Source organism: Lysinibacillus sp. RC46 (genome assembly GCF_041262385.1).
GTDB lineage: Bacteria > Bacillota > Bacilli > Bacillales_A > Planococcaceae > Lysinibacillus.
Genome location: NZ_JBGCCF010000001.1, coordinates 106,918 through 124,662, shown reverse-complemented (window position 1 = coordinate 124,662; position 17,745 = coordinate 106,918). Strand labels below are relative to the sequence as shown.

Here is a 17,745-nt window from a genome sequence, read left to right as displayed (position 1 = left end):
TTAAATAAAGAAAGAAGTGATTGTTTTGATTTCGAAGCGGCAAACAGTTGCCTGGCTTTCTCCTTTTCTAGTACTTGTCTTGTTATTTTTCTTAGTACCGTTACTGTATATGCTCATCACAAGCTTTCAAAATAGTGATGGTTTTACACTCGCACAATATCAATCTGTACTAACGAATGATTACATTTTACAAGGCTTTAAAAATAGTATTACACTGTCCGTTATTTCGGCAGTCATTGCCTTAATTGTTACCCTATTTGCTGTTTATGCGATTATGAGATTTTCTGAGCCAGTGCGCGAGAAAATTTTAATACTGACAAACTTAACATCAAATTTTTCAGGTATTCCGTTAGCTTTTGCGTTTATCGTATTACTTGGTAATAGTGGGCTTTTTACATTGCTATTCGATAAATGGGGTATCGGCACATTATCATCATTTTCTCTTTATAGCTGGGGTGGCTTGTTACTGATTTATATTTATTTTCAGCTACCATTAGCTTTAATGCTTTTATACCCAATCTATGATGGAATTCAGCAACAATGGAAGGACGCAGCAGCATTACTGGGAGCTTCTACTTGGCAGTTTTGGATGAAGATTGGGATCCCTGTTATGCTTCCAGGGATTGTTGGAACATATAGCGTATTGTTTGCCAATGCAATGGGTGCGTATGCCTCAGCCTATGCGCTAACTAGCAGTAATTACAATTTAGTAGCCATTCGTATTGGCTCTCTTATTAAGGGAGATATTTTTGCTCAACCAGAGCTGGCAAGTGCTATTGCTGTAATACTAGCAGTAACGATGGTGACGGCGATGCTGTTAAGTGAATGGAGCATTTCAAAAACAAGGAGGAAGTTATAGTGAAAAAAAGAGGCTTTGCTGATTTATTTTTCCTCCTGTTAGTGGTGTATTTAGTGTTGCCAGTTGCTGCAACAATGCTTTACGCCTTTGCGACAAAATGGAATAAGACCATTTTGCCAGAAGGATTAACATTTAAATGGCTTGCTACATTATTTCAGGATGCAGAATTTATACAGGCGTTTGGACGTTCTGTTTTATTGTCGAGTGGGGCTGTAGTGGTTGCATTGCTCGTTATCGTACCAGCTATTTTTGTGATCGTGTTGTATTTTCCAAAATACGAAAAATGGATTCAGATGGCTGTTGTGATGGTGTATTCATTTCCTGGAATTATTTTAGCAGTTGGGCTCATTCGTGTTTACAGCAAATTTGGTGTGCCGATGATTCTCGTAGTTTTAGGGGCATATGTTATCGGTATCCTACCTTACATTTATCAGGGGACACGCAATAGTTTACGGAATGTAGATGCACGGCAGCTTTTAGATGCAGCACAATTACTGGGAGCATCGAAAGTGCAGGCATTTACTAAAATATTATTACCTACTGTTTACCCAGGCTTATTTGCAGGTGCATTATTATCGTTTTCCGTACTTTTTGGAGAATTTGTACTGATTAATCTTGTTGTCGGTTCTCGCTTTGAAACAGTACAAATTTATTTAATGAAGAAGCTTAGTACAAGTGGACATATTGCTAGTGCAGTTGTCTTTATTTATATCGTTCTTATGGGCTTATTAACATTCGCTATTGCAACATTAACGAAACGATCGAAAGGTGCTACAAATCTATGAGTTATATTGTGATTGAAGGACTTCATAAAAAATATGGATCAACGACGGTTTTATCAAATATAAATATGAAGATTGAAAAAGGTGAATTTATAACTCTTTTAGGTCCGAGTGGCTGTGGTAAGAGTACAATCCTACGTATATTAGCAGGCTTAACAGATGCATCTGCGGGAAAAATTATCATAGAAGACAAGGATATGAATGGTGTTCAATCAAAGGATCGCCAAGTTGGTATGGTGTTTCAATCATATGCGCTATTTCCAAATATGACAGTGAAAGAAAATGTAGCCTTCGGTTTACGCATGCAAAAAGTAAATACTGCTGAAGTGGATCAACGTGTTCAAGAAATGCTTGAAATCGTGCATTTAAGTGAAAAAGCGAATGCATATCCGAAAGAATTATCTGGAGGTCAGCAACAGCGTGTTGCCCTTGCTCGAGCGCTAATTGTACGTCCAAAAGTATTGCTGTTAGATGAGCCGCTCAGTGCGTTAGATGCCCAAATTCGTAAGAAACTTCAAGCAGACTTACGAGCGATTCAACAAAAGCTAGGTATAACGATGATTTTAGTGACGCATGACCAAGAGGAAGCAATGGCTGTTTCTGACAGAATATTTGTGATGAATAATGGGATGATTGCACAAAGTGGAACACCTACTGCGATTTATACAAGCCCTGAAAGTGAATTTATCGCTAATTTTATCGGACATTACAATGTTTTTACGCGTCAAGCCCTTGAGAAAATGATTGGCGAGACATTGCCAAAAGAATACTCAAAATTTGCGATTCGACCAGAAGCCATACATCTCAATCAGAGGCAGGGGGATGTTTGTATGACTGGAGAGGCGAAGCAGTCATTAATGAGCGGCAATGTTATTCGGACAACGTTAGAGGGTGAAAGTCTCTTTACGATGGAACAGCTACACCAACGAGGGCATTCGTTTGAACTTGGTAAGCAATATGTGTGCTATGTGGCGAGGGAAGATGTGATTGCATTATCATGACATATGCAAAAATTGAACGTTTTGAATTTATTTTAAAACAATTAGAGGCTGATGAAAAAATTATTGTTGCCAATATTGCAGAAGAATTACAAGTGGCACCAGAAACGATTCGTAGGGATTTTGATGAACTAGAGCAACAGCATTTATTAACGAGAGTACACGGAGGAGCTGTAAAGTATACGAACGTTAGAAATGAACCAGCATTTTTGCGCAAGCTTCAAATGCAAAAAGAGGCAAAGCGCGATATAGCTCGTTTAGCAGCTAGTCGTATATGTGATGGGGATACTATCGCGGTGGATACAGGGACAACGACTGTGCATATTGCAGATTTTTTATTGGCAGTCAACGATATAACTGTCGTAACCAATTCAATCGCTGCAGCTGTACAATTTAATTTGGCTATAGAAGAGCGGCGGATGACGGGGAAAGTTATATTACTTGGAGGAACGACCAATCCAAGGCAATCCTCAGTAACAGGAGCTATGACATTAGAATTATTAGGAAATATGAATTTTGATAAAGCATTTATATCGTGTGGTGGTATAAGTGATGGTATCGTGTACGATTATGATTTGGATGAATCGTTAATTTCTAAAAAAATGCTTGACCGTAGCAAGATGAACTTATTATTAGCGGATGCATCTAAAATAAATGGTAAGTCCTTTTATCAAATTTGTCACATTGAAGAGTACTCAGAAATTCTTTGTGATATATCTTGCCCATTAGAGTGGCAAATGTATGAGGGAAAGTGGACTGTATGCAATGGAGGGAAATCGGATGATTGATTATCATGTACATTTAGAGGAGGGGCCATATTCATTTCGATGGCTGGAGCGTACTTCTCAGGCAATTAGATTTTTTAATGAAGATGAAGGAGCAACAAAAGGTTCTAAAGCATTTATAGAGCTACAAATGCAGCAGTTATCAAAGCGTTTACAGAATGGGTGCTATAGTGAAGAATGGTTAGATTTATATTTACAACAAGCAAAGCAGCTTGGTTTGCGCGAGGTTGGGATTGTCGACCATCTATATCGTTTCAAAGAGACGCGAGCATACTTTGAGCGATATATGCAGTTAGATGACAATGAAGTTGGTAGAATTCAGCGTTACTGGCTTGATCGTGTGATGACGGAAAGCATGGATGATTTTGTGTCAGCTATTAATCGATCAAAGGAAAAGTGGAGTCGCCATGGTATTTCCTTAAAGCTTGGCATCGAGGCAGATTATTTTGTCGATGGTGAGGAAGAATTAGCATCATTATTAGAAGGATATCCGTGGGATTATGTCATCGGATCTGTCCATTTTGTCGATGGCTGGGGCTTTGATAATCCTCAAACACAATATATATTTGAGGACATGGATGTAGCAGCCTTACAGGATAACTTTGCACGATTTTTTGCTACAGTAGAAAAAATGATCATCTCGAATATGTTTGATTTTGTGGCGCATTTAGACAACTTTAAAGTGTTCGACTATCAAGTGAAGGACACGGCTTTTCTTGACTCTTGGTATGAAAGAATTGCAAAGGCACTTGTGACCACACAAACTACCACTGAAATAAATGCCGGTTTATATTATCGCTATCCAGTAAAGGAAATGTGCCCTGGCTCCCGTTTCTTGCAAATTTTAATTGAACACGGTGTAGCCTTTACAGTTTCCTCAGATGCGCATTTCCCGGACGATTTAGGCAAACATACATTTGCCAATGTAGATTTGCTTAAGAGCTTCGGCGTTCAATCGATTGTTGGATTTGATCAACGCGAAAAACAATATATAGAACTATAATAAACGTCGCCGTTGATGAATATCTTCGGTGATTTTTTGTTTTTAGGAAGGGTGGTGGATGGGCTTCGGTGAGGTGATGGATAGGTTGAGCAAAGCGACGGGTATAATCATTAAAGTGAAGGATGGAGCCAGCGAAATGATGGATAGATTGATCAGAGCGACGGAAAGAAAAGGCAGAGCGACAGAAGGAACTGACGAAGTGATGGATAGAAATCAAAGCGACGGAAAGAACCGGCAGAGTGACGGATAGAAAAGGCAAAGCCGTGGATAGAAAGGTCAAAATCGTGGATAGAACTGTCAATTACGTGGATAGAATCATCCAGCGACGGAAAGAACCGGCGAAGTGACGGAAGGAACCGACGAAGCGACGGAAGGAATCGTCCAAGCGACGGAAAGAACTGCCGAAGTGACGGTAAGATATGCCAAAACGACGGAAAGAACTGCCGAAGTGACGGTAAGATATGCCAAAGCGACGGAAAGAACCGGCAGAGCGACGGATAGAAAAGGCAAAGTCGTGGATAGAAAGGTCAAAATCGTGGATAGAATCATCCAGCGACGGAAAGAACCAGCGAAGCGACGGAAAGAACTGCCGAAATGACGGATAGAAATCAAAGCGACGGAAAGAACCGACGAAGCGACGGAAGGAATCATCCAAGCGACGGAAAGAACTGCCGAAATGACGGAAGGAACCGGCGAAGTGACGGAAAGAAAAGGCAAAGTCGTGGATAGAACCGTCAATTACGTGGATAGAATCATCCAGCGACGGAAAGAACTGGCGAAGAGACGGAAGGAATCGTCCAAGCGACGGAAAGAACTGCCGAAATGACGGATAGAAATCAAAGCGACGGAAAGAACCGACGAAGCGACGGAAGTAATCATCCAAGCGACGGAAAGAACTGCCGAAATGACGGATAGAAATCAAAGCGACGGAAAGAACCGACGAAGCGACGGAAGTAATCATCCAAGCGACGGAAAGAACTGCCGAAATGACGGATAGAAATCAAAGCGACGGAAAGAACCGACCAAGTGACGGAAGGAACCTGCGAAGTGACGGAAAGAAAAGGCAAAGTCGTGGATAGAACCGTCAATTACGTGGATAGAATCATCCAGCGACGGAAAGAACTGGCGAAGTGACGGAAGGAATCGTCCAAGCGACGGATAGAAAAGTCAAAATCGTGGATAGAGCCGTCAATAACGTGGATAGAACCGTCAAAATGATGGATAAAATCGACGAGGCAACGGTAGAAACTATAGAAGTGAAGGGTAGCAGTCAAAGCGAAGGAAAGAACCGGGGAAGCGACGGAAAGAACCGGCAGAGCGACGGATAGAAAAGTCAAAATCGTGGATAGAACCATCAAAATGATGGATAGAAGCGCCAAAGTGATGGATAACCCCCGCCCCCGCAAAACTGACGAATCCCCCCTGCAACCTAACAAAAATATTCATCTAGCTAAGCGTAATTAAGTCTAAACCGCGACATTTAGTACGCAAACCTTGTAGGATGTTGCCATTATTCAGTATAATAGTAAAATGGGAATTCAAATGTATGGAATTCGTTTGAAAGGAGTTACCTGATTGCAATGAATGAAGAACAACGCTTAGCAAATCAACAAGTCAATCAACCAAAAAAAGAAGATAAGCCTGAAAAGGATTATAGTAAATATTTTGAAACGGTCTTTACGGCACCTTCATTAAAAGATGCTAAAAAACGTGGGAAAGAAGAAGTTAAGTACCATAAGGACTTTAACATTGCAGAAGAGTTTGCAGGTGTGGGTACGGGGCGTACTTTTTATATTCGTACGTATGGCTGCCAAATGAACGAGCATGATACGGAAGTGATGGCTGGGATTTTTATGCAGCTAGGTTATACGCCTACAGATGTGATTGATGAAGCTGATGTAGTGCTACTGAATACGTGTGCTATCCGTGAAAATGCAGAAAACAAAGTATTTGGAGAACTGGGCTTCCTACTAAAATATAAACGTAAAAATCCAGAAATGCTTATTGGGGTTTGTGGCTGTATGTCACAGGAAGAATCCGTTGTAAATAAAATTTTAAGAAGTTATCCACATGTCGATATGGTGTTTGGTACACATAATATTCACCGTTTACCGAACATTTTAAAAGAAGCATATATGTCTAAGGAAATGGTCATTGAGGTTTGGTCTAAAGAAGGCGATGTTATTGAGAATCTGCCGAAAAAACGTCTTGGTTCCATTAAAGCTTGGGTAAATATTATGTACGGCTGTGATAAATTCTGTACGTATTGTATTGTACCTTATACGCGTGGTAAGGAGCGTAGTCGCCGTCCAGAGGAGATTATTGCTGAAGTTCGTGAATTAGCGGCTGCGGGCTATAAAGAAATTATGCTGCTGGGGCAAAATGTCAACGCTTACGGCAAGGATTTTGAGGATATTGAATATCGACTTGGTGATTTAATGGATGAATTACGAAAAATTGATATTCCACGCATTCGTTTTACAACGAGTCATCCACGTGACTTCGATGATCATTTAATCGAAGTTCTTACAAAACGTGGTAACTTAGTTGAACATATTCATTTACCAGTACAATCTGGTTCAAATGATGTGCTAAAAATTATGGCGCGTAAGTATACACGTGAGCATTTCCTTGGATTAGTAGCGAAAATTAAAGCGGCTATTCCGGAAGTAACACTAACGACTGATATTATCGTAGGCTACCCTAATGAAACAGAGGAGCAATTTGAGGAGACATTATCCTTGTACCGTGAAGTAGGCTTTGAAATGGCCTTTACTTATATTTATTCTCCTCGAGAGGGTACACCTGCTGCCAAAATGGTGGATAATGTACCTGAAGAAGTGAAAAAAGAACGTCTCCACCGTTTAAATGAAGTTGTAGGAGAATACTCTCGCAAAGCATTAGAGGGCTTGAAAGGTGAAGTAGTAGAAGTCTTAGTCGAAGGTACAAGTAAAAAACGCGAGGATGTGTTAGCTGGCTATACGCGTAAAAATCGTCTTGTAAACTTTAAAGCGCCAGCAGATCTAATTGGTCAATTAGTGAAGGTAAAAATAGTTGAGGCTACTTCTTATTCACTAAGTGGTGAGTTCGTAGAAGTAGTAAAAAATGAAAAGGTGGAAGCGTAAATGTCACAAGTATTATATACAAAAGATGATTTAATCAAGAAGTCACACGAAATTGCGCATATGATTGCCAATACGCCAGAAGTTGAATTTTTCAAAAAGGCTGAAGCGCAAATTAATGAAAACCAACAAGTACGTGAGCGTATTGCAGGCCTAAAAAGCCTACAGAAGCAAGCTGTTAACTTCCAACACTTAGGGAAAGAAAAAGCGCTTAAATTAATTGAAGATAAAATCGAAAAAATTGAAGAAGAAATCAACTCAATCCCAGTGGTTCAACAATTTAAAGAATCTCAAGTTGATGTCAATGATTTATTGCAATTAGTTTCGAACACAATTGCTAACAATGTTACAAATGAAATTGTCCGCTCAACTGGTGGGGATTTACTTCGTGGAGAAACTGGCTCATACGTAGCCAATACAACACCAGGCAGCTGCTCATAAACATAATAGAAGTAATAGCTCGAATGCTGCATTCGGGCTATTTTTATGGGTTTAATACTCGTAGAAATTAGCGCAATTCAGACAAAAAAGTATGAAAAAGTCAGTAATTTGATTCTATAAAAATATATGTTCACCCAATAGGCGCTACCTGCATATGATGGAGTGAAAAGAGTCAAAGGAGGAATTGCGCTGAAACGTTTACGACAAATCGTGACGAGAGCAGTAGTTGCCAAAGGGAAGAAGAGAACGGAAGAACGTGTAACATTAAGTCCATCGAATAAACCGACGAGTATACTCGGGTGCTGGGTTATCAATCATACTTGCTCCGCGAAAAAAGTCGGTAAGTTTGTAGAAGTATCAGGGAAGTTTGATGTCAATGTATGGTATGCCTATAGTAGTCATTCGAAAACAGCAGTGTTTTCTGAAACGGTGCACTATAAAGACAAAGTGAAGCTTTCATTTAGAGAAGGCGAAGTGAGTACTGGTGATGATGTTCGTGTACGTGTCGTTCAAGAGCCAAACTGCATAGAGGCAATCATCTCTCCATGTGGTACGAAGTTTGAAATCGTAGTAGAACGTGAAGTTGTAGTAGAGGTAATGGGAGAAACGACGATTTGCATTAGTGTACATCCACTAGATTTCGAAGAGGAATGGAACTTTGATGAGAGCTCATCTTCGTCTTCATCTAGCTCCAGTTCCAGCTCATCGTCTAGCTCGAGTGAAGAAGGTAGGTATGTTTTAGAGTCCTCATCGTTTCCTGATGAACGACCAAGATAATACTGAAGATTTTATACATGCGAAGCGCTAGCATCTTAAAAAAAGGTGAATTAAGCGTTTCGCATGTATCTTTTGTTATAATAAAAATATCTATATGGTTAGAGCGAGGTAAATTTTAAAATGACAACATATACACCAATGATGCAACAGTATTTGCAGGTAAAGGAAGATTACAAGGATGCCTTTTTATTTTTTAGATTAGGCGATTTTTACGAGATGTTTTTTGAGGACGCTATTAATGCCTCTCAGCTTTTAGAAATTACATTAACGAGCCGGGACGCGGGTGCAAAAGAGCGTATTCCAATGTGTGGCGTTCCGCATCATTCGGCAAAAAATTATATTGAAACTCTTGTGCAAAAGGGTTATAAGGTTGCAGTTTGTGAGCAAACAGAAGATCCAAAGCAAGCAAAGGGTGTAGTGAAGCGTGAAGTTGTACAGCTTATTACACCAGGTACGATCATGGAAGGTAAGGCGCTTGATGGTAAAACCAATCATTTTATTGGTGCTGCGGAGCAATTCGACGATATGACATTTGGCTACGCTTATTTAGACTTATCTACAGGTGAAGCAGTAGCCTCCTCGATTGAGGGCGACGGTAAAGCACTTTTATTGCAAATGCAAGCATACGGTATTCGTGAATTAATTGTAACAGAAAGTTTGCAGCTTCTTTTAGCAGAGCATGCAGTAAACGCAGGTATCGTCCTTTCTATTGGAACAGATGAAATGACAATGGATAAAGCCGCGCATTATTTAGATGCGGTGCCAAATGATTTGCAAATTGCGTGTCTTCGTTTGCTCGCTTATATCGATAAAACACAAATGCGTTCTTTATCACATATTCAAGCATTTACTTACAATGAAATGAAAAATTATTTACGTATTGACTCTAGCTCAAAGCGTAATTTAGAGCTTATTCAGTCTATTCGCGGTGGCGATCAAAAGGGCACACTTTTATGGTTGTTAGATGATACAGTGACAGCAATGGGTGGACGTAAGTTAAAACAATGGTTACACCAACCTCTTGCTTCACGTGCTGCCATTGAAGAAAGACTAGCAAACGTCACTGATTTATTAGAGGAATACTTTGTAAGAACAGAGCTTCAGGCCTCTTTAAAACAAGTATATGATTTAGAGCGTTTAGCTGGGCGTGTAGCTTTTGGTAATGTTGGTGGACGAGATTTAGCGCAGCTACGTGATTCATTGCGTCAAGTACCTGCTATTCAGCAGCAATTACTTGGTACTGATAAAGAAACATTGCAAAAGCTAGGTGCAGCGCTTGATATGTGTGCAGATGTAGAGGCACTATTAGCTCGTGCTATTACAGACAATCCACCAATTACAATTAAAGAGGGTGACGTCATTCGCGATGGCTATGATGCGCGCTTAGATGAACTACGTTATGCGTCTCGTAATGGGAAAGATTGGATTGCACAGCTAGAGCAAGAGGAACGGGCGAAAACTGGCATTAAAAACTTGAAAATCGGCTACAATCGAATTTTCGGTTATTATATTGAAATTACGAAATCTAATATCCATTTAGCAGATTTAACACGTTATGAACGTAAGCAAACGTTGGCAAATGCCGAGCGTTATATTACACAAGAGCTTAAAGAAAAAGAAGCGTTAATTTTAAATGCTGAGGAAGAAAGTTTAACGTTAGAGTATAACTTATTTGTGGCAATACGTGATGAATTAAAGGTATTTATTCCACGTGTCCAAGCATTAGCGTCAAGCATTAGTGAGCTAGATGTACTATTAAGCTTTGCGAGTGTTTCAGAGAAATACCGTTTTACGAAGCCGGAGTTTCATGGCGGACGTTCGCTAGAAATTATTGAAGGGCGCCATCCGGTTGTTGAGAAAATGCTTAATAAGCAAATGTATGTACCAAATGATTGTGTACTTGAGGAAAACAACAATATGATGCTTATTACAGGTCCGAATATGTCCGGTAAAAGTACGTATATGCGTCAAGTTGCACTAATTGTTGTCATGGCGCAAATGGGCTGTTATGTGCCTGCTGAAAAAGCTAGATTACCAATTACAGATCAAATCTTTACACGCATCGGTGCAGCAGATGATTTAGCTGCGGGACAATCAACATTTATGGTGGAGATGTTAGAATCTCAGCACGCCATTACGCATGCTACAAAAAATAGTTTAATGTTGTTTGATGAAATTGGTCGTGGGACATCTACTTATGATGGTATGAGTCTTGCTCAATCCATGATGGAATACATCCATGACAAAATTGGAGCAAACACGCTATTTTCAACTCACTATCATGAATTAACGGCACTCGAAAAGGAGCTTTCTCGACTGCAAAATGTACACGTATCGGCTACTGAAAAAAACGGCACGGTTGTCTTTTTGCATAAGGTGAAAAAGGGCGCTGCTGATAAATCTTACGGAATTCATGTAGCACAGCTTGCACAATTGCCAGAGGAAATTTTAGCAAGAGCACAAGTGCTGCTTGAAAACTTCGAGGCCGGAAACGAAGCTGGAAACGAAGCTGGAAACGAAGTAGCCGTCTTACAGGAAGTTGATGAAAAGCCAGTTGTTGAACAGCCAAAGCAAATGTCACTATTTACGGAGGAAGAAGTAATCTCTCCAGCAGAGACAGAGGTGCTTAAAAACCTAGAAAAAGTAAATATTCTGGGCACTTCACCGATGCAAGCGATGAATATTTTATACGAATTACAGCAGCAACTAGTAAACGCAAAAAAGTAAAGGAGTGATGCGCTATGGGAAAAATACAAATTATGGACGAGTGGCTGTCCAATAAAATTGCGGCAGGGGAAGTAGTTGAAAGACCAGCCTCTGTAGTAAAAGAGCTTGTTGAAAATGCCATTGATGCAGGAAGTACGTCCATTGATGTTTTTTTACTAGAAGCGGGCCTCACTTCAATTCAAATAATTGATAATGGTAGTGGTATGGATGAAGAGGATGCATTAATATCATTCTCTCGCCATGCGACAAGTAAAATTCATCAAGAACACGATTTATTTCGTATTCGTACCCTTGGCTTCCGTGGTGAGGCCTTAGCTTCCATTGCATCGGTGTCAAAAATGACACTAATTACATCTAATGGTGAATCAGGAACGTATTTAGAGCTTGAGGGTGGGCATATTGCTACACATAAACCTGGCCCTTTGCGCAAGGGAACAGATATTACAGTGGCACAGCTATTTTTCAATACACCTGCTCGATTAAAATATATGAAAACAATACAGACCGAGCTTGGACATACAATTGATCTGATGAACCGTCTTGCACTCGGAAATCCACAAATTGCGTTTAGATTATTGCATAATGGCCAGCAATTGTTACAAACAAATGGACGAGGAGACGTACAGCAAGTATTAGCTGCCATTTACGGTGTGCATAATGCTAAAAAAATGGTGGCATTCAATGGAGAGTCACATGATTATAAAATTTCCGGTTTCGTATCATTACCAGAGGTGACTCGTGCTTCGAAAAACTATATGTCGTTGTTTGTGAATGGTCGCTGGGTGAAGCATTATTTGGTACAAAAAGCGATTGTAGACGCTTATCATACGTATTTGCCTATTGAACGTTTTCCAATTGTAGCGCTCTATATAGAGGGGGATCCTTATTTAACAGATGTCAATGTTCATCCTGCCAAACATCAAATTCGTTTAAGTAAGGAGCCTGAGCTTCTTAAGTTAATTGAAGAAACAATACGAGAGAAAATCCGCAACGTTATTCGAGTACCGCTAATGGAAAAGAAGGAGAAAGTGGTAAAGCCTGCGACGGAGCAGTTAAATATTTGGAAACCAGCACCAAAGCTTAATGTGGAGAAAATGAATGCCATTGTAGAAAAACTTTATGATGTGCAAACAGTGCAGGAATCGAACACATTAGACCCTATAGTGCCACAACCTGAAGCCGTCCCTACTACCATTGAAGATAGCTGGCAACCGACACCAGTGATGGAAGTGAATTTTCCTGAAGAAGTGAATCTTGTGAATCCTCCTGAAGAATTGAAGCTAGAGGAGCCAGTGGAAATTCTAGAGGATGAGCCAGCTAAAGAACCATTTCCTGCGCTTGAAGTGGTAGGGCAAATTCACGGCACGTATATTGTTGCACAAATGGAGGATGGCTTTTATTTAATTGATCAGCACGCTGCTCAGGAGCGTATTAAATATGAATTTTTCCGTGAAAAGGTCGGTCAGGTGAACCCAAATGAGCGTCAGGCTTTATTGCTTCCATTGACCTTCCATTATGCTGCTGACGAGGCTCTTATATTAAGAGAAAATAGACAGGAGTTAGAAGCTGTTGGCGTATTTTTAGAGGAATTTGGACAGGCTTCATTTGTAGTGAGAGAGCATCCTAGCTGGTTCCCTAAGGGAGAAGAACAAGAAATTATTGAGGACTTAATTGAACAGGTATTGACAACTAAAAAGGCGGACGTCAAAAAATTACGTGAGGCAGCAGCAATTATGATGAGCTGTAAAAAGTCGATAAAGGCCAATCATTATTTAACGAAAGAGCAAATGGATACGTTACTGCAAGATTTACGCAACGCCGACAATCCATTTACTTGCCCACACGGACGTCCAGTGCTGATACATTTTACAACGTATGAAGTGGAAAAAATGTTTAAACGGGTAATGTAGTTGTAACTCCTAGAACAACAGTTCAAGAACAACATGAACAGTCCATGCGCATAAAAGGAATTTTATAGGTAAAGCATAATACAAATGACTCATCACCAAAAGTTGTGGATGCCATTTGTTAAAACGTATGCCATAAGTTGATTGGAGTGGAGACTGGGCGACTCCTTGGGGATTAGCGATATAGAGGAATGAAGGCTAAAAGCATCACGTCCTGTGATAACGCCTTCGTGACCAACATCCTGTTGGCCCGAGACCCTGCAGCGAAGCGAAGCGGCTCATCGGATGCCCCCAGGAAGCTCTGCTCTGCGCGAAAGCGAAGCGTCAGCGGCAAATGTTTTATCTATGCGAAAGCGAAGCGACAGCAACAATTGGTTTCTGTAGCGAAAGCAAAGCGGCAGCTACAAAGCGCCCAGTCGGAACGGAAATCAACCACACGTTATGGTGATGAACTATACAAATGACATTAGAATTTCTATGCTTAAAGTTATTGCTAGTTATACAGGCTGTCATACGCAATAGAGGTTACACATATTTTCAAATTATAGCTAATGGGGGAAAAAAGTTATGTTTTCATTTGAACATCGTCCTAAAATTATGCATTTTTTAGAGCAATATAGCTTTGATGTTTTAGTCATTGGTGGCGGCATTACTGGTGCTGGCATTGCGCTTGATGCAGCATCTAGAGGGCTATCGGTCGCTTTGATTGAGAAGCAGGATTTTTCTGCTGGCACATCAAGCCGTTCAACAAAGCTTATTCATGGTGGGCTTCGTTATTTAAAGCAACTTGAAGTTGGTGTAGTAGCCGAGGTTGGGCGTGAGCGTGAAATTGTTTATGACAATGCTGTTCACGTGACAACTCCTGAAAAAATGCTACTACCATTATATAAGAAGGGCTCACTTGGACCATTTACAACATCAATGGCACTGAAGGTATATGATCGATTAGCAGGTGTTAAAAAGCATGAACGTAGAACAATGTTAAACGCTCAGGAAACGGCAGCGCTAGAGCCTTTACTCAATCAAGATGAACTTATTGGTGGTGGCTATTACGTTGAATATCGTACGGATGATGCCCGTCTGACAATTGAAGTGCTGAAAAAAGCTGTAGAATATGGGGCGCTTTGTTTAAATTATGCGGAGATGACAGAATTTTTATATGAGAAGAAAAAGCTTGTTGGGGTACAAGTGAAGGATCATGTTACAGGGAAAACGATTGAAGTACATGCTGCGCAAATCGTTAATGCAACTGGACCTTGGGTGGACGAGGTTCGCCAAAAGGATAAAGTAGCAGACAAAAAGCAATTACGTCTCACGAAAGGAGTTCATATTGTCTTTGATCAAAAGGATTTTCCATTACGACAAGCAGTGTACTTTGATATAGTAGATGGGCGTATGGCCTTTGCAATTCCACGTGATGGTAAAGCCTATGTAGGGACAACAGATACAGTTTACGAGGGAGACCCTGTACATCCTGTCGCTACCCAAGAAGATGTTGACTATTTAATTGCTGCTGCAAAAACTGTCTTTCCAACGGCAAATATTTCAAGAGATACAATAGAATCGTCGTGGGCAGGTGTGCGTCCACTTATTTTTGAAAAAGGAAAGGATCCATCCGAAATTTCACGCAAAGATGAGATATGGACGGCTCCGAGTGGACTAATGACGATTGCGGGTGGCAAACTAACGGGCTACCGTCAAATGGCAGAAACAATCGTTGATAAAATTGTGAAAACCCATAAATATAAGCACGCAAGTCCATGTGTAACACGTGAATTATCACTTTCTGGTGCAAAAGGCATTAATGCCATTAATTTCACTGATTATAGTACGTATAAAGCTAAAGAGGGCGTTCAGTATGGTCTAAATTATGATGAAGCAAAACAGCTTGTACAAAAATATGGCACGAATGTCGATGCATTATATAACCAGGTGAAATATTTGCATGAACATGGAAGTTCGATGCCCCTGGCCCTACATGCAATGCTACTTTATGGCATAGAAGCGGAAATGGTGTACACACCAAGTGATTTCTTTATCCGTCGAACAGGCTTATTATACTTCGATATTGATGCGGTAAAATGTTATAAACAGCAGGTCATTCAAGTTATGCAACAACATTTTAACTATACAGAGTCACAAAGAAATACTTATGTCGCTCAACTAGAGCAAGCTCTTGTAGATGCAACAAATTTTGCGGAGGAAGGAGTGTAGGCAATGCGTTATATTGAAATGTCAGATGGCCATTTTCTGTTTACTCGCACATTAAAGCCATCGAAGCCATGTATTGGCCATATTCATATTTTACATGGTATGGCGGAGCATAGTGGACGTTATGTTAAATTTGCCAATAGCCTAAATGAAGCTGGCTATGCAGTGACAATGCATGATCATCGAGGGCATGGAGAAACAGCAGCTTATAATGGCACACTAGGTTTTTTTGCTGAAGAAAATGGGTTTGATCGCGTCGTAGAGGATGCACATGAAGTAGTTACAATATTGCATGAACAATTTACAGATGTACCTTTGATTTTATTTGGTCATAGTATGGGATCGTTCATTACTAGAAGATATATTCAATTGTACAGCGATCAAGTGGATAATGTGATTCTTTGTGGAACAGGAAGCGTTACAACATTGCATACGATGGGGAATCTAGTAGCAAAAGTAATGGCCAAACAGCTTGGTAAAGATACGGAGAGCAAGTTATTAAATAAGCTGAGCTTTGGTAGCTTTAATAAACAGTTCCCAAATTCGAAGACTGCGTATGACTGGATATGTTCAGCAGAAGATGAGGTGCAAAAATATATCGATGATCCGTATTGCGGCTTTATTCCAACAAATCAATTTTTTGTCGATTTAACAACAGGATTTATGTCGTTAAATCGTAAAAAAGAGATAGCCAAAACAAAAAAAGACTTACCTATATTATTGATAAGTGGTAGTAAGGATCCAGTCGGAGAACAAGGCCAAGGTGTATACGCTGTAGCACAACAATTGGCGGAAGCGGGCATACAGGATGTAACGGTTTACTTATTTGAGGATAAGCGCCATGAAATCCTAAACGAAGACAATCAAGAGGCTGTCTATCAAGTTTTATTACGGTGGTTAGAAAAATATGATACAAGATAAATTACAGCAGGCAGAGGTCGTAGCAATCGTAGGGCCTACTGCTTCTGGGAAAACAGCACTAAGCATTGAGTTAGCAAAAAAATATAATGGCGAAATCATCAACGGTGACTCCATGCAAATCTATCAAGGCTTAGATATTGGTACAGCGAAAATTACTGAGGAAGAGATGGAGGGTGTACCCCATCATTTACTAAGCTTCAAAGAGCCGACAGAGTCCTTTTCAGTAGCAGACTATCAAAAATTAGTGCGAGCTAAAATTGCAGAAATTCAAGCGAGTGGTAAGCTACCGATTATTGTAGGAGGCTCAGGTTTATATGTGCAGGCAGTACTCTTTGATTTTCAATTTACAGAGGAGCAGGTAGATGAAGAGGCACGAAAAGCCTATTATGCAGAACTGGAGAAATTAGGTCCAGAGGCAATGCATGCTAAGCTTAAAAAACTTGATCCACAAACAGCTGAGACAATTCATCCAAATAATACTCGCCGTGTTATACGTGCGTTAGAGATGATTGAGCTTAGTGGCGTTTCAAAGGCATCCGAAGCCCAAAATCGTGGAGAAGTTCCACTTTACAATCATGTGATTATAGGGCTTGGGCAAAATATGTCACGTGAAGTGCTCTATGATCGTATTAACCGTCGTGTCGATATAATGATGGAAAAAGGGCTTTTAGAAGAAGTAAAAGGCTTATGGCAGCAAAATATACGAGGTGTACAGTCAATACAAGCAATCGGCTACAAGGAATTATATGATTACCTAGATGGAAAATGTTCTTTAGATGAAGCTATTGACAGCTTAAAGCAAAATTCTCGCCGCTATGCGAAAAGACAACTAACTTACTTCCGAAACAAAATGGATGTATATTTTGTTAATAATGACGAAAAACTTTAACTAATTCTTAAAAATCACTAATTGCTAAATTGGTAGAATGTGCTAATATAGGAATGAAGAGGTAGAAAGAGAGCATAGGGAGGCATATTTGATGAAATCAATTAACTTGCAAGATACATTCTTAAACCATCTACGTAAAAACAATGTTTTTGTCACTGTGTTTTTGTTAAACGGATTTCAGTTAAAAGGAACTGTGAAATCCTATGATAATTTTACAATTTTATTACTAGATGCTGAAAGCAAGCAACATCTTATTTACAAACACGCTATTTCTACATTTGTTCCAGCAAAGCAAGTAGATTTTTTAGAAACTGAAGAATAGA

The 17,745-nt window shown here is 40.0% G+C and carries 18 protein-coding genes; 14 read left to right on the top strand and 4 right to left on the bottom strand.

The genetic code is table 11. The features are described from left to right. Positions 1-16 precede the first annotated feature (16 nt). From ABH966_RS00685 to ABH966_RS00665, 5 genes are read left to right on the top strand one after another with little or no spacing between them, the layout of a single operon-like run. On the top strand, positions 17-859 hold the full coding sequence (locus ABH966_RS00685) for an ABC transporter permease (RefSeq protein ID WP_370075131.1): 843 nt from the start codon (positions 17-19) through the stop codon (positions 857-859). Further along, positions 859-1,644 carry an ABC transporter permease gene (locus ABH966_RS00680; protein ID WP_370075130.1) on the top strand — a complete coding sequence of 262 codons (786 nt, stop codon included), beginning with the start codon at positions 859-861 and terminating at the stop codon, positions 1,642-1,644. Before ABH966_RS00685 ends, ABH966_RS00680 begins: the two co-directional genes overlap by 1 nt. Then, positions 1,641-2,642, top strand: coding sequence for an ABC transporter ATP-binding protein (locus ABH966_RS00675; RefSeq protein ID WP_370075129.1), 1,002 nt, complete (start codon positions 1,641-1,643; stop codon positions 2,640-2,642). The genes ABH966_RS00680 and ABH966_RS00675 overlap by 4 nt, the downstream gene beginning before the upstream one ends. Continuing rightward, on the top strand, positions 2,639-3,427 hold the full coding sequence (locus ABH966_RS00670) for a DeoR/GlpR family DNA-binding transcription regulator (RefSeq protein WP_370075128.1): 789 nt from the start codon (positions 2,639-2,641) through the stop codon (positions 3,425-3,427). The genes ABH966_RS00675 and ABH966_RS00670 overlap by 4 nt, the downstream gene beginning before the upstream one ends. Beyond that, entirely contained in the window at positions 3,420-4,427 is a 1,008-nt protein-coding gene (locus tag ABH966_RS00665; RefSeq protein ID WP_370075127.1) for a histidinol phosphate phosphatase domain-containing protein, read from the top strand. The genes ABH966_RS00670 and ABH966_RS00665 overlap by 8 nt, the downstream gene beginning before the upstream one ends. Here the strand turns inward: ABH966_RS00665 and ABH966_RS00660 are convergent. The 4 genes from ABH966_RS00660 to ABH966_RS00645 are packed head-to-tail and all read right to left on the bottom strand — an operon-like array spanning position 4,360 to position 5,806. After that, positions 4,360-4,728: a hypothetical protein gene (locus ABH966_RS00660; protein ID WP_370075126.1), complete on the bottom strand. Its 369-nt coding sequence runs from the start codon at positions 4,726-4,728 to the stop codon at positions 4,360-4,362. The genes ABH966_RS00665 and ABH966_RS00660 overlap by 68 nt on opposite strands. Further along, positions 4,729-5,349, bottom strand: coding sequence for a hypothetical protein (locus ABH966_RS00655; protein ID WP_370075125.1), 621 nt, complete (start codon positions 5,347-5,349; stop codon positions 4,729-4,731). It abuts the gene before it with no gap. Then, positions 5,303-5,515: a hypothetical protein gene (locus ABH966_RS00650; protein ID WP_370075124.1), complete on the bottom strand. Its 213-nt coding sequence runs from the start codon at positions 5,513-5,515 to the stop codon at positions 5,303-5,305. The genes ABH966_RS00655 and ABH966_RS00650 overlap by 47 nt, the downstream gene beginning before the upstream one ends. After that, complete coding sequence (locus tag ABH966_RS00645) at positions 5,516-5,806, bottom strand: hypothetical protein (RefSeq protein ID WP_370075123.1); 291 nt, start codon at positions 5,804-5,806, stop codon at positions 5,516-5,518. 201 nt (positions 5,807-6,007) lie between these two features. Here ABH966_RS00645 and miaB point away from each other — a divergent pair, with 201 nt between their 5' ends. The 9 genes from miaB to hfq all read left to right on the top strand — a co-directional run bounded on the left by miaB (position 6,008) and on the right by hfq (position 17,744). Continuing rightward, a complete protein-coding gene (gene miaB / locus ABH966_RS00640; protein WP_370075122.1) occupies positions 6,008-7,552 on the top strand; it encodes a tRNA (N6-isopentenyl adenosine(37)-C2)-methylthiotransferase MiaB in 1,545 nt (514 codons plus the stop codon). Continuing rightward, positions 7,553-7,990 carry a YlbF/YmcA family competence regulator gene (locus ABH966_RS00635; RefSeq protein ID WP_370075121.1) on the top strand — a complete coding sequence of 146 codons (438 nt, stop codon included), beginning with the start codon at positions 7,553-7,555 and terminating at the stop codon, positions 7,988-7,990. 162 nt (positions 7,991-8,152) lie between these two features. Further along, a complete protein-coding gene (gene cotE, locus ABH966_RS00630) occupies positions 8,153-8,767 on the top strand; it encodes an outer spore coat protein CotE (RefSeq protein WP_370075120.1) in 615 nt (204 codons plus the stop codon). A gap of 120 nt (positions 8,768-8,887) precedes the next feature. After that, positions 8,888-11,494, top strand: coding sequence for a DNA mismatch repair protein MutS (gene mutS / locus ABH966_RS00625; RefSeq protein WP_370075119.1), 2,607 nt, complete (start codon positions 8,888-8,890; stop codon positions 11,492-11,494). A gap of 14 nt (positions 11,495-11,508) precedes the next feature. Further along, the gene (gene mutL / locus ABH966_RS00620; RefSeq protein ID WP_370075118.1) at positions 11,509-13,404 is read left to right on the top strand and encodes a DNA mismatch repair endonuclease MutL; all 1,896 of its coding nucleotides are present in this window, start codon (positions 11,509-11,511) and stop codon (positions 13,402-13,404) included. A 564-nt stretch (positions 13,405-13,968) separates the two neighbouring features. Next, positions 13,969-15,615 carry a glycerol-3-phosphate dehydrogenase/oxidase gene (locus ABH966_RS00615; RefSeq protein ID WP_370075117.1) on the top strand — a complete coding sequence of 549 codons (1,647 nt, stop codon included), beginning with the start codon at positions 13,969-13,971 and terminating at the stop codon, positions 15,613-15,615. 3 nt (positions 15,616-15,618) lie between these two features. After that, positions 15,619-16,533, top strand: a complete 915-nt coding sequence (locus ABH966_RS00610) for an alpha/beta fold hydrolase (protein WP_370075116.1) — start codon at positions 15,619-15,621, stop codon at positions 16,531-16,533. Continuing rightward, the gene (gene miaA / locus ABH966_RS00605; protein ID WP_370075115.1) at positions 16,520-17,422 is read left to right on the top strand and encodes a tRNA (adenosine(37)-N6)-dimethylallyltransferase MiaA; all 903 of its coding nucleotides are present in this window, start codon (positions 16,520-16,522) and stop codon (positions 17,420-17,422) included. Before ABH966_RS00610 ends, miaA begins: the two co-directional genes overlap by 14 nt. A 91-nt stretch (positions 17,423-17,513) precedes the next feature. After that, positions 17,514-17,744 carry an RNA chaperone Hfq gene (gene hfq / locus ABH966_RS00600; protein ID WP_370075114.1) on the top strand — a complete coding sequence of 77 codons (231 nt, stop codon included), beginning with the start codon at positions 17,514-17,516 and terminating at the stop codon, positions 17,742-17,744. Position 17,745: the final 1 nt, after the last annotated feature.

Excerpts from the sequence above, each read along its gene's own strand:
- hfq (WP_370075114.1), top strand. The coding sequence starts at position 17,514 with ATGAAATCAATTAACTTGCAAGATACATTCTTAAACCATCTACGTAAA.
- miaB (WP_370075122.1), top strand. The coding sequence starts at position 6,008 with ATGAATGAAGAACAACGCTTAGCAAATCAACAAGTCAATCAACCAAAA.
- ABH966_RS00610 (WP_370075116.1), top strand. The coding sequence starts at position 15,619 with ATGCGTTATATTGAAATGTCAGATGGCCATTTTCTGTTTACTCGCACA.
- mutL (WP_370075118.1), top strand. The coding sequence starts at position 11,509 with ATGGGAAAAATACAAATTATGGACGAGTGGCTGTCCAATAAAATTGCG.
- ABH966_RS00635 (WP_370075121.1), top strand. The coding sequence starts at position 7,553 with ATGTCACAAGTATTATATACAAAAGATGATTTAATCAAGAAGTCACAC.
- miaA (WP_370075115.1), top strand. The coding sequence starts at position 16,520 with ATGATACAAGATAAATTACAGCAGGCAGAGGTCGTAGCAATCGTAGGG.
- ABH966_RS00615 (WP_370075117.1), top strand. The coding sequence starts at position 13,969 with ATGTTTTCATTTGAACATCGTCCTAAAATTATGCATTTTTTAGAGCAA.
- mutS (WP_370075119.1), top strand. The coding sequence starts at position 8,888 with ATGACAACATATACACCAATGATGCAACAGTATTTGCAGGTAAAGGAA.
- ABH966_RS00675 (WP_370075129.1), top strand. The coding sequence starts at position 1,641 with ATGAGTTATATTGTGATTGAAGGACTTCATAAAAAATATGGATCAACG.
- ABH966_RS00665 (WP_370075127.1), top strand. The coding sequence starts at position 3,420 with ATGATTGATTATCATGTACATTTAGAGGAGGGGCCATATTCATTTCGA.
- ABH966_RS00670 (WP_370075128.1), top strand. The coding sequence starts at position 2,639 with ATGACATATGCAAAAATTGAACGTTTTGAATTTATTTTAAAACAATTA.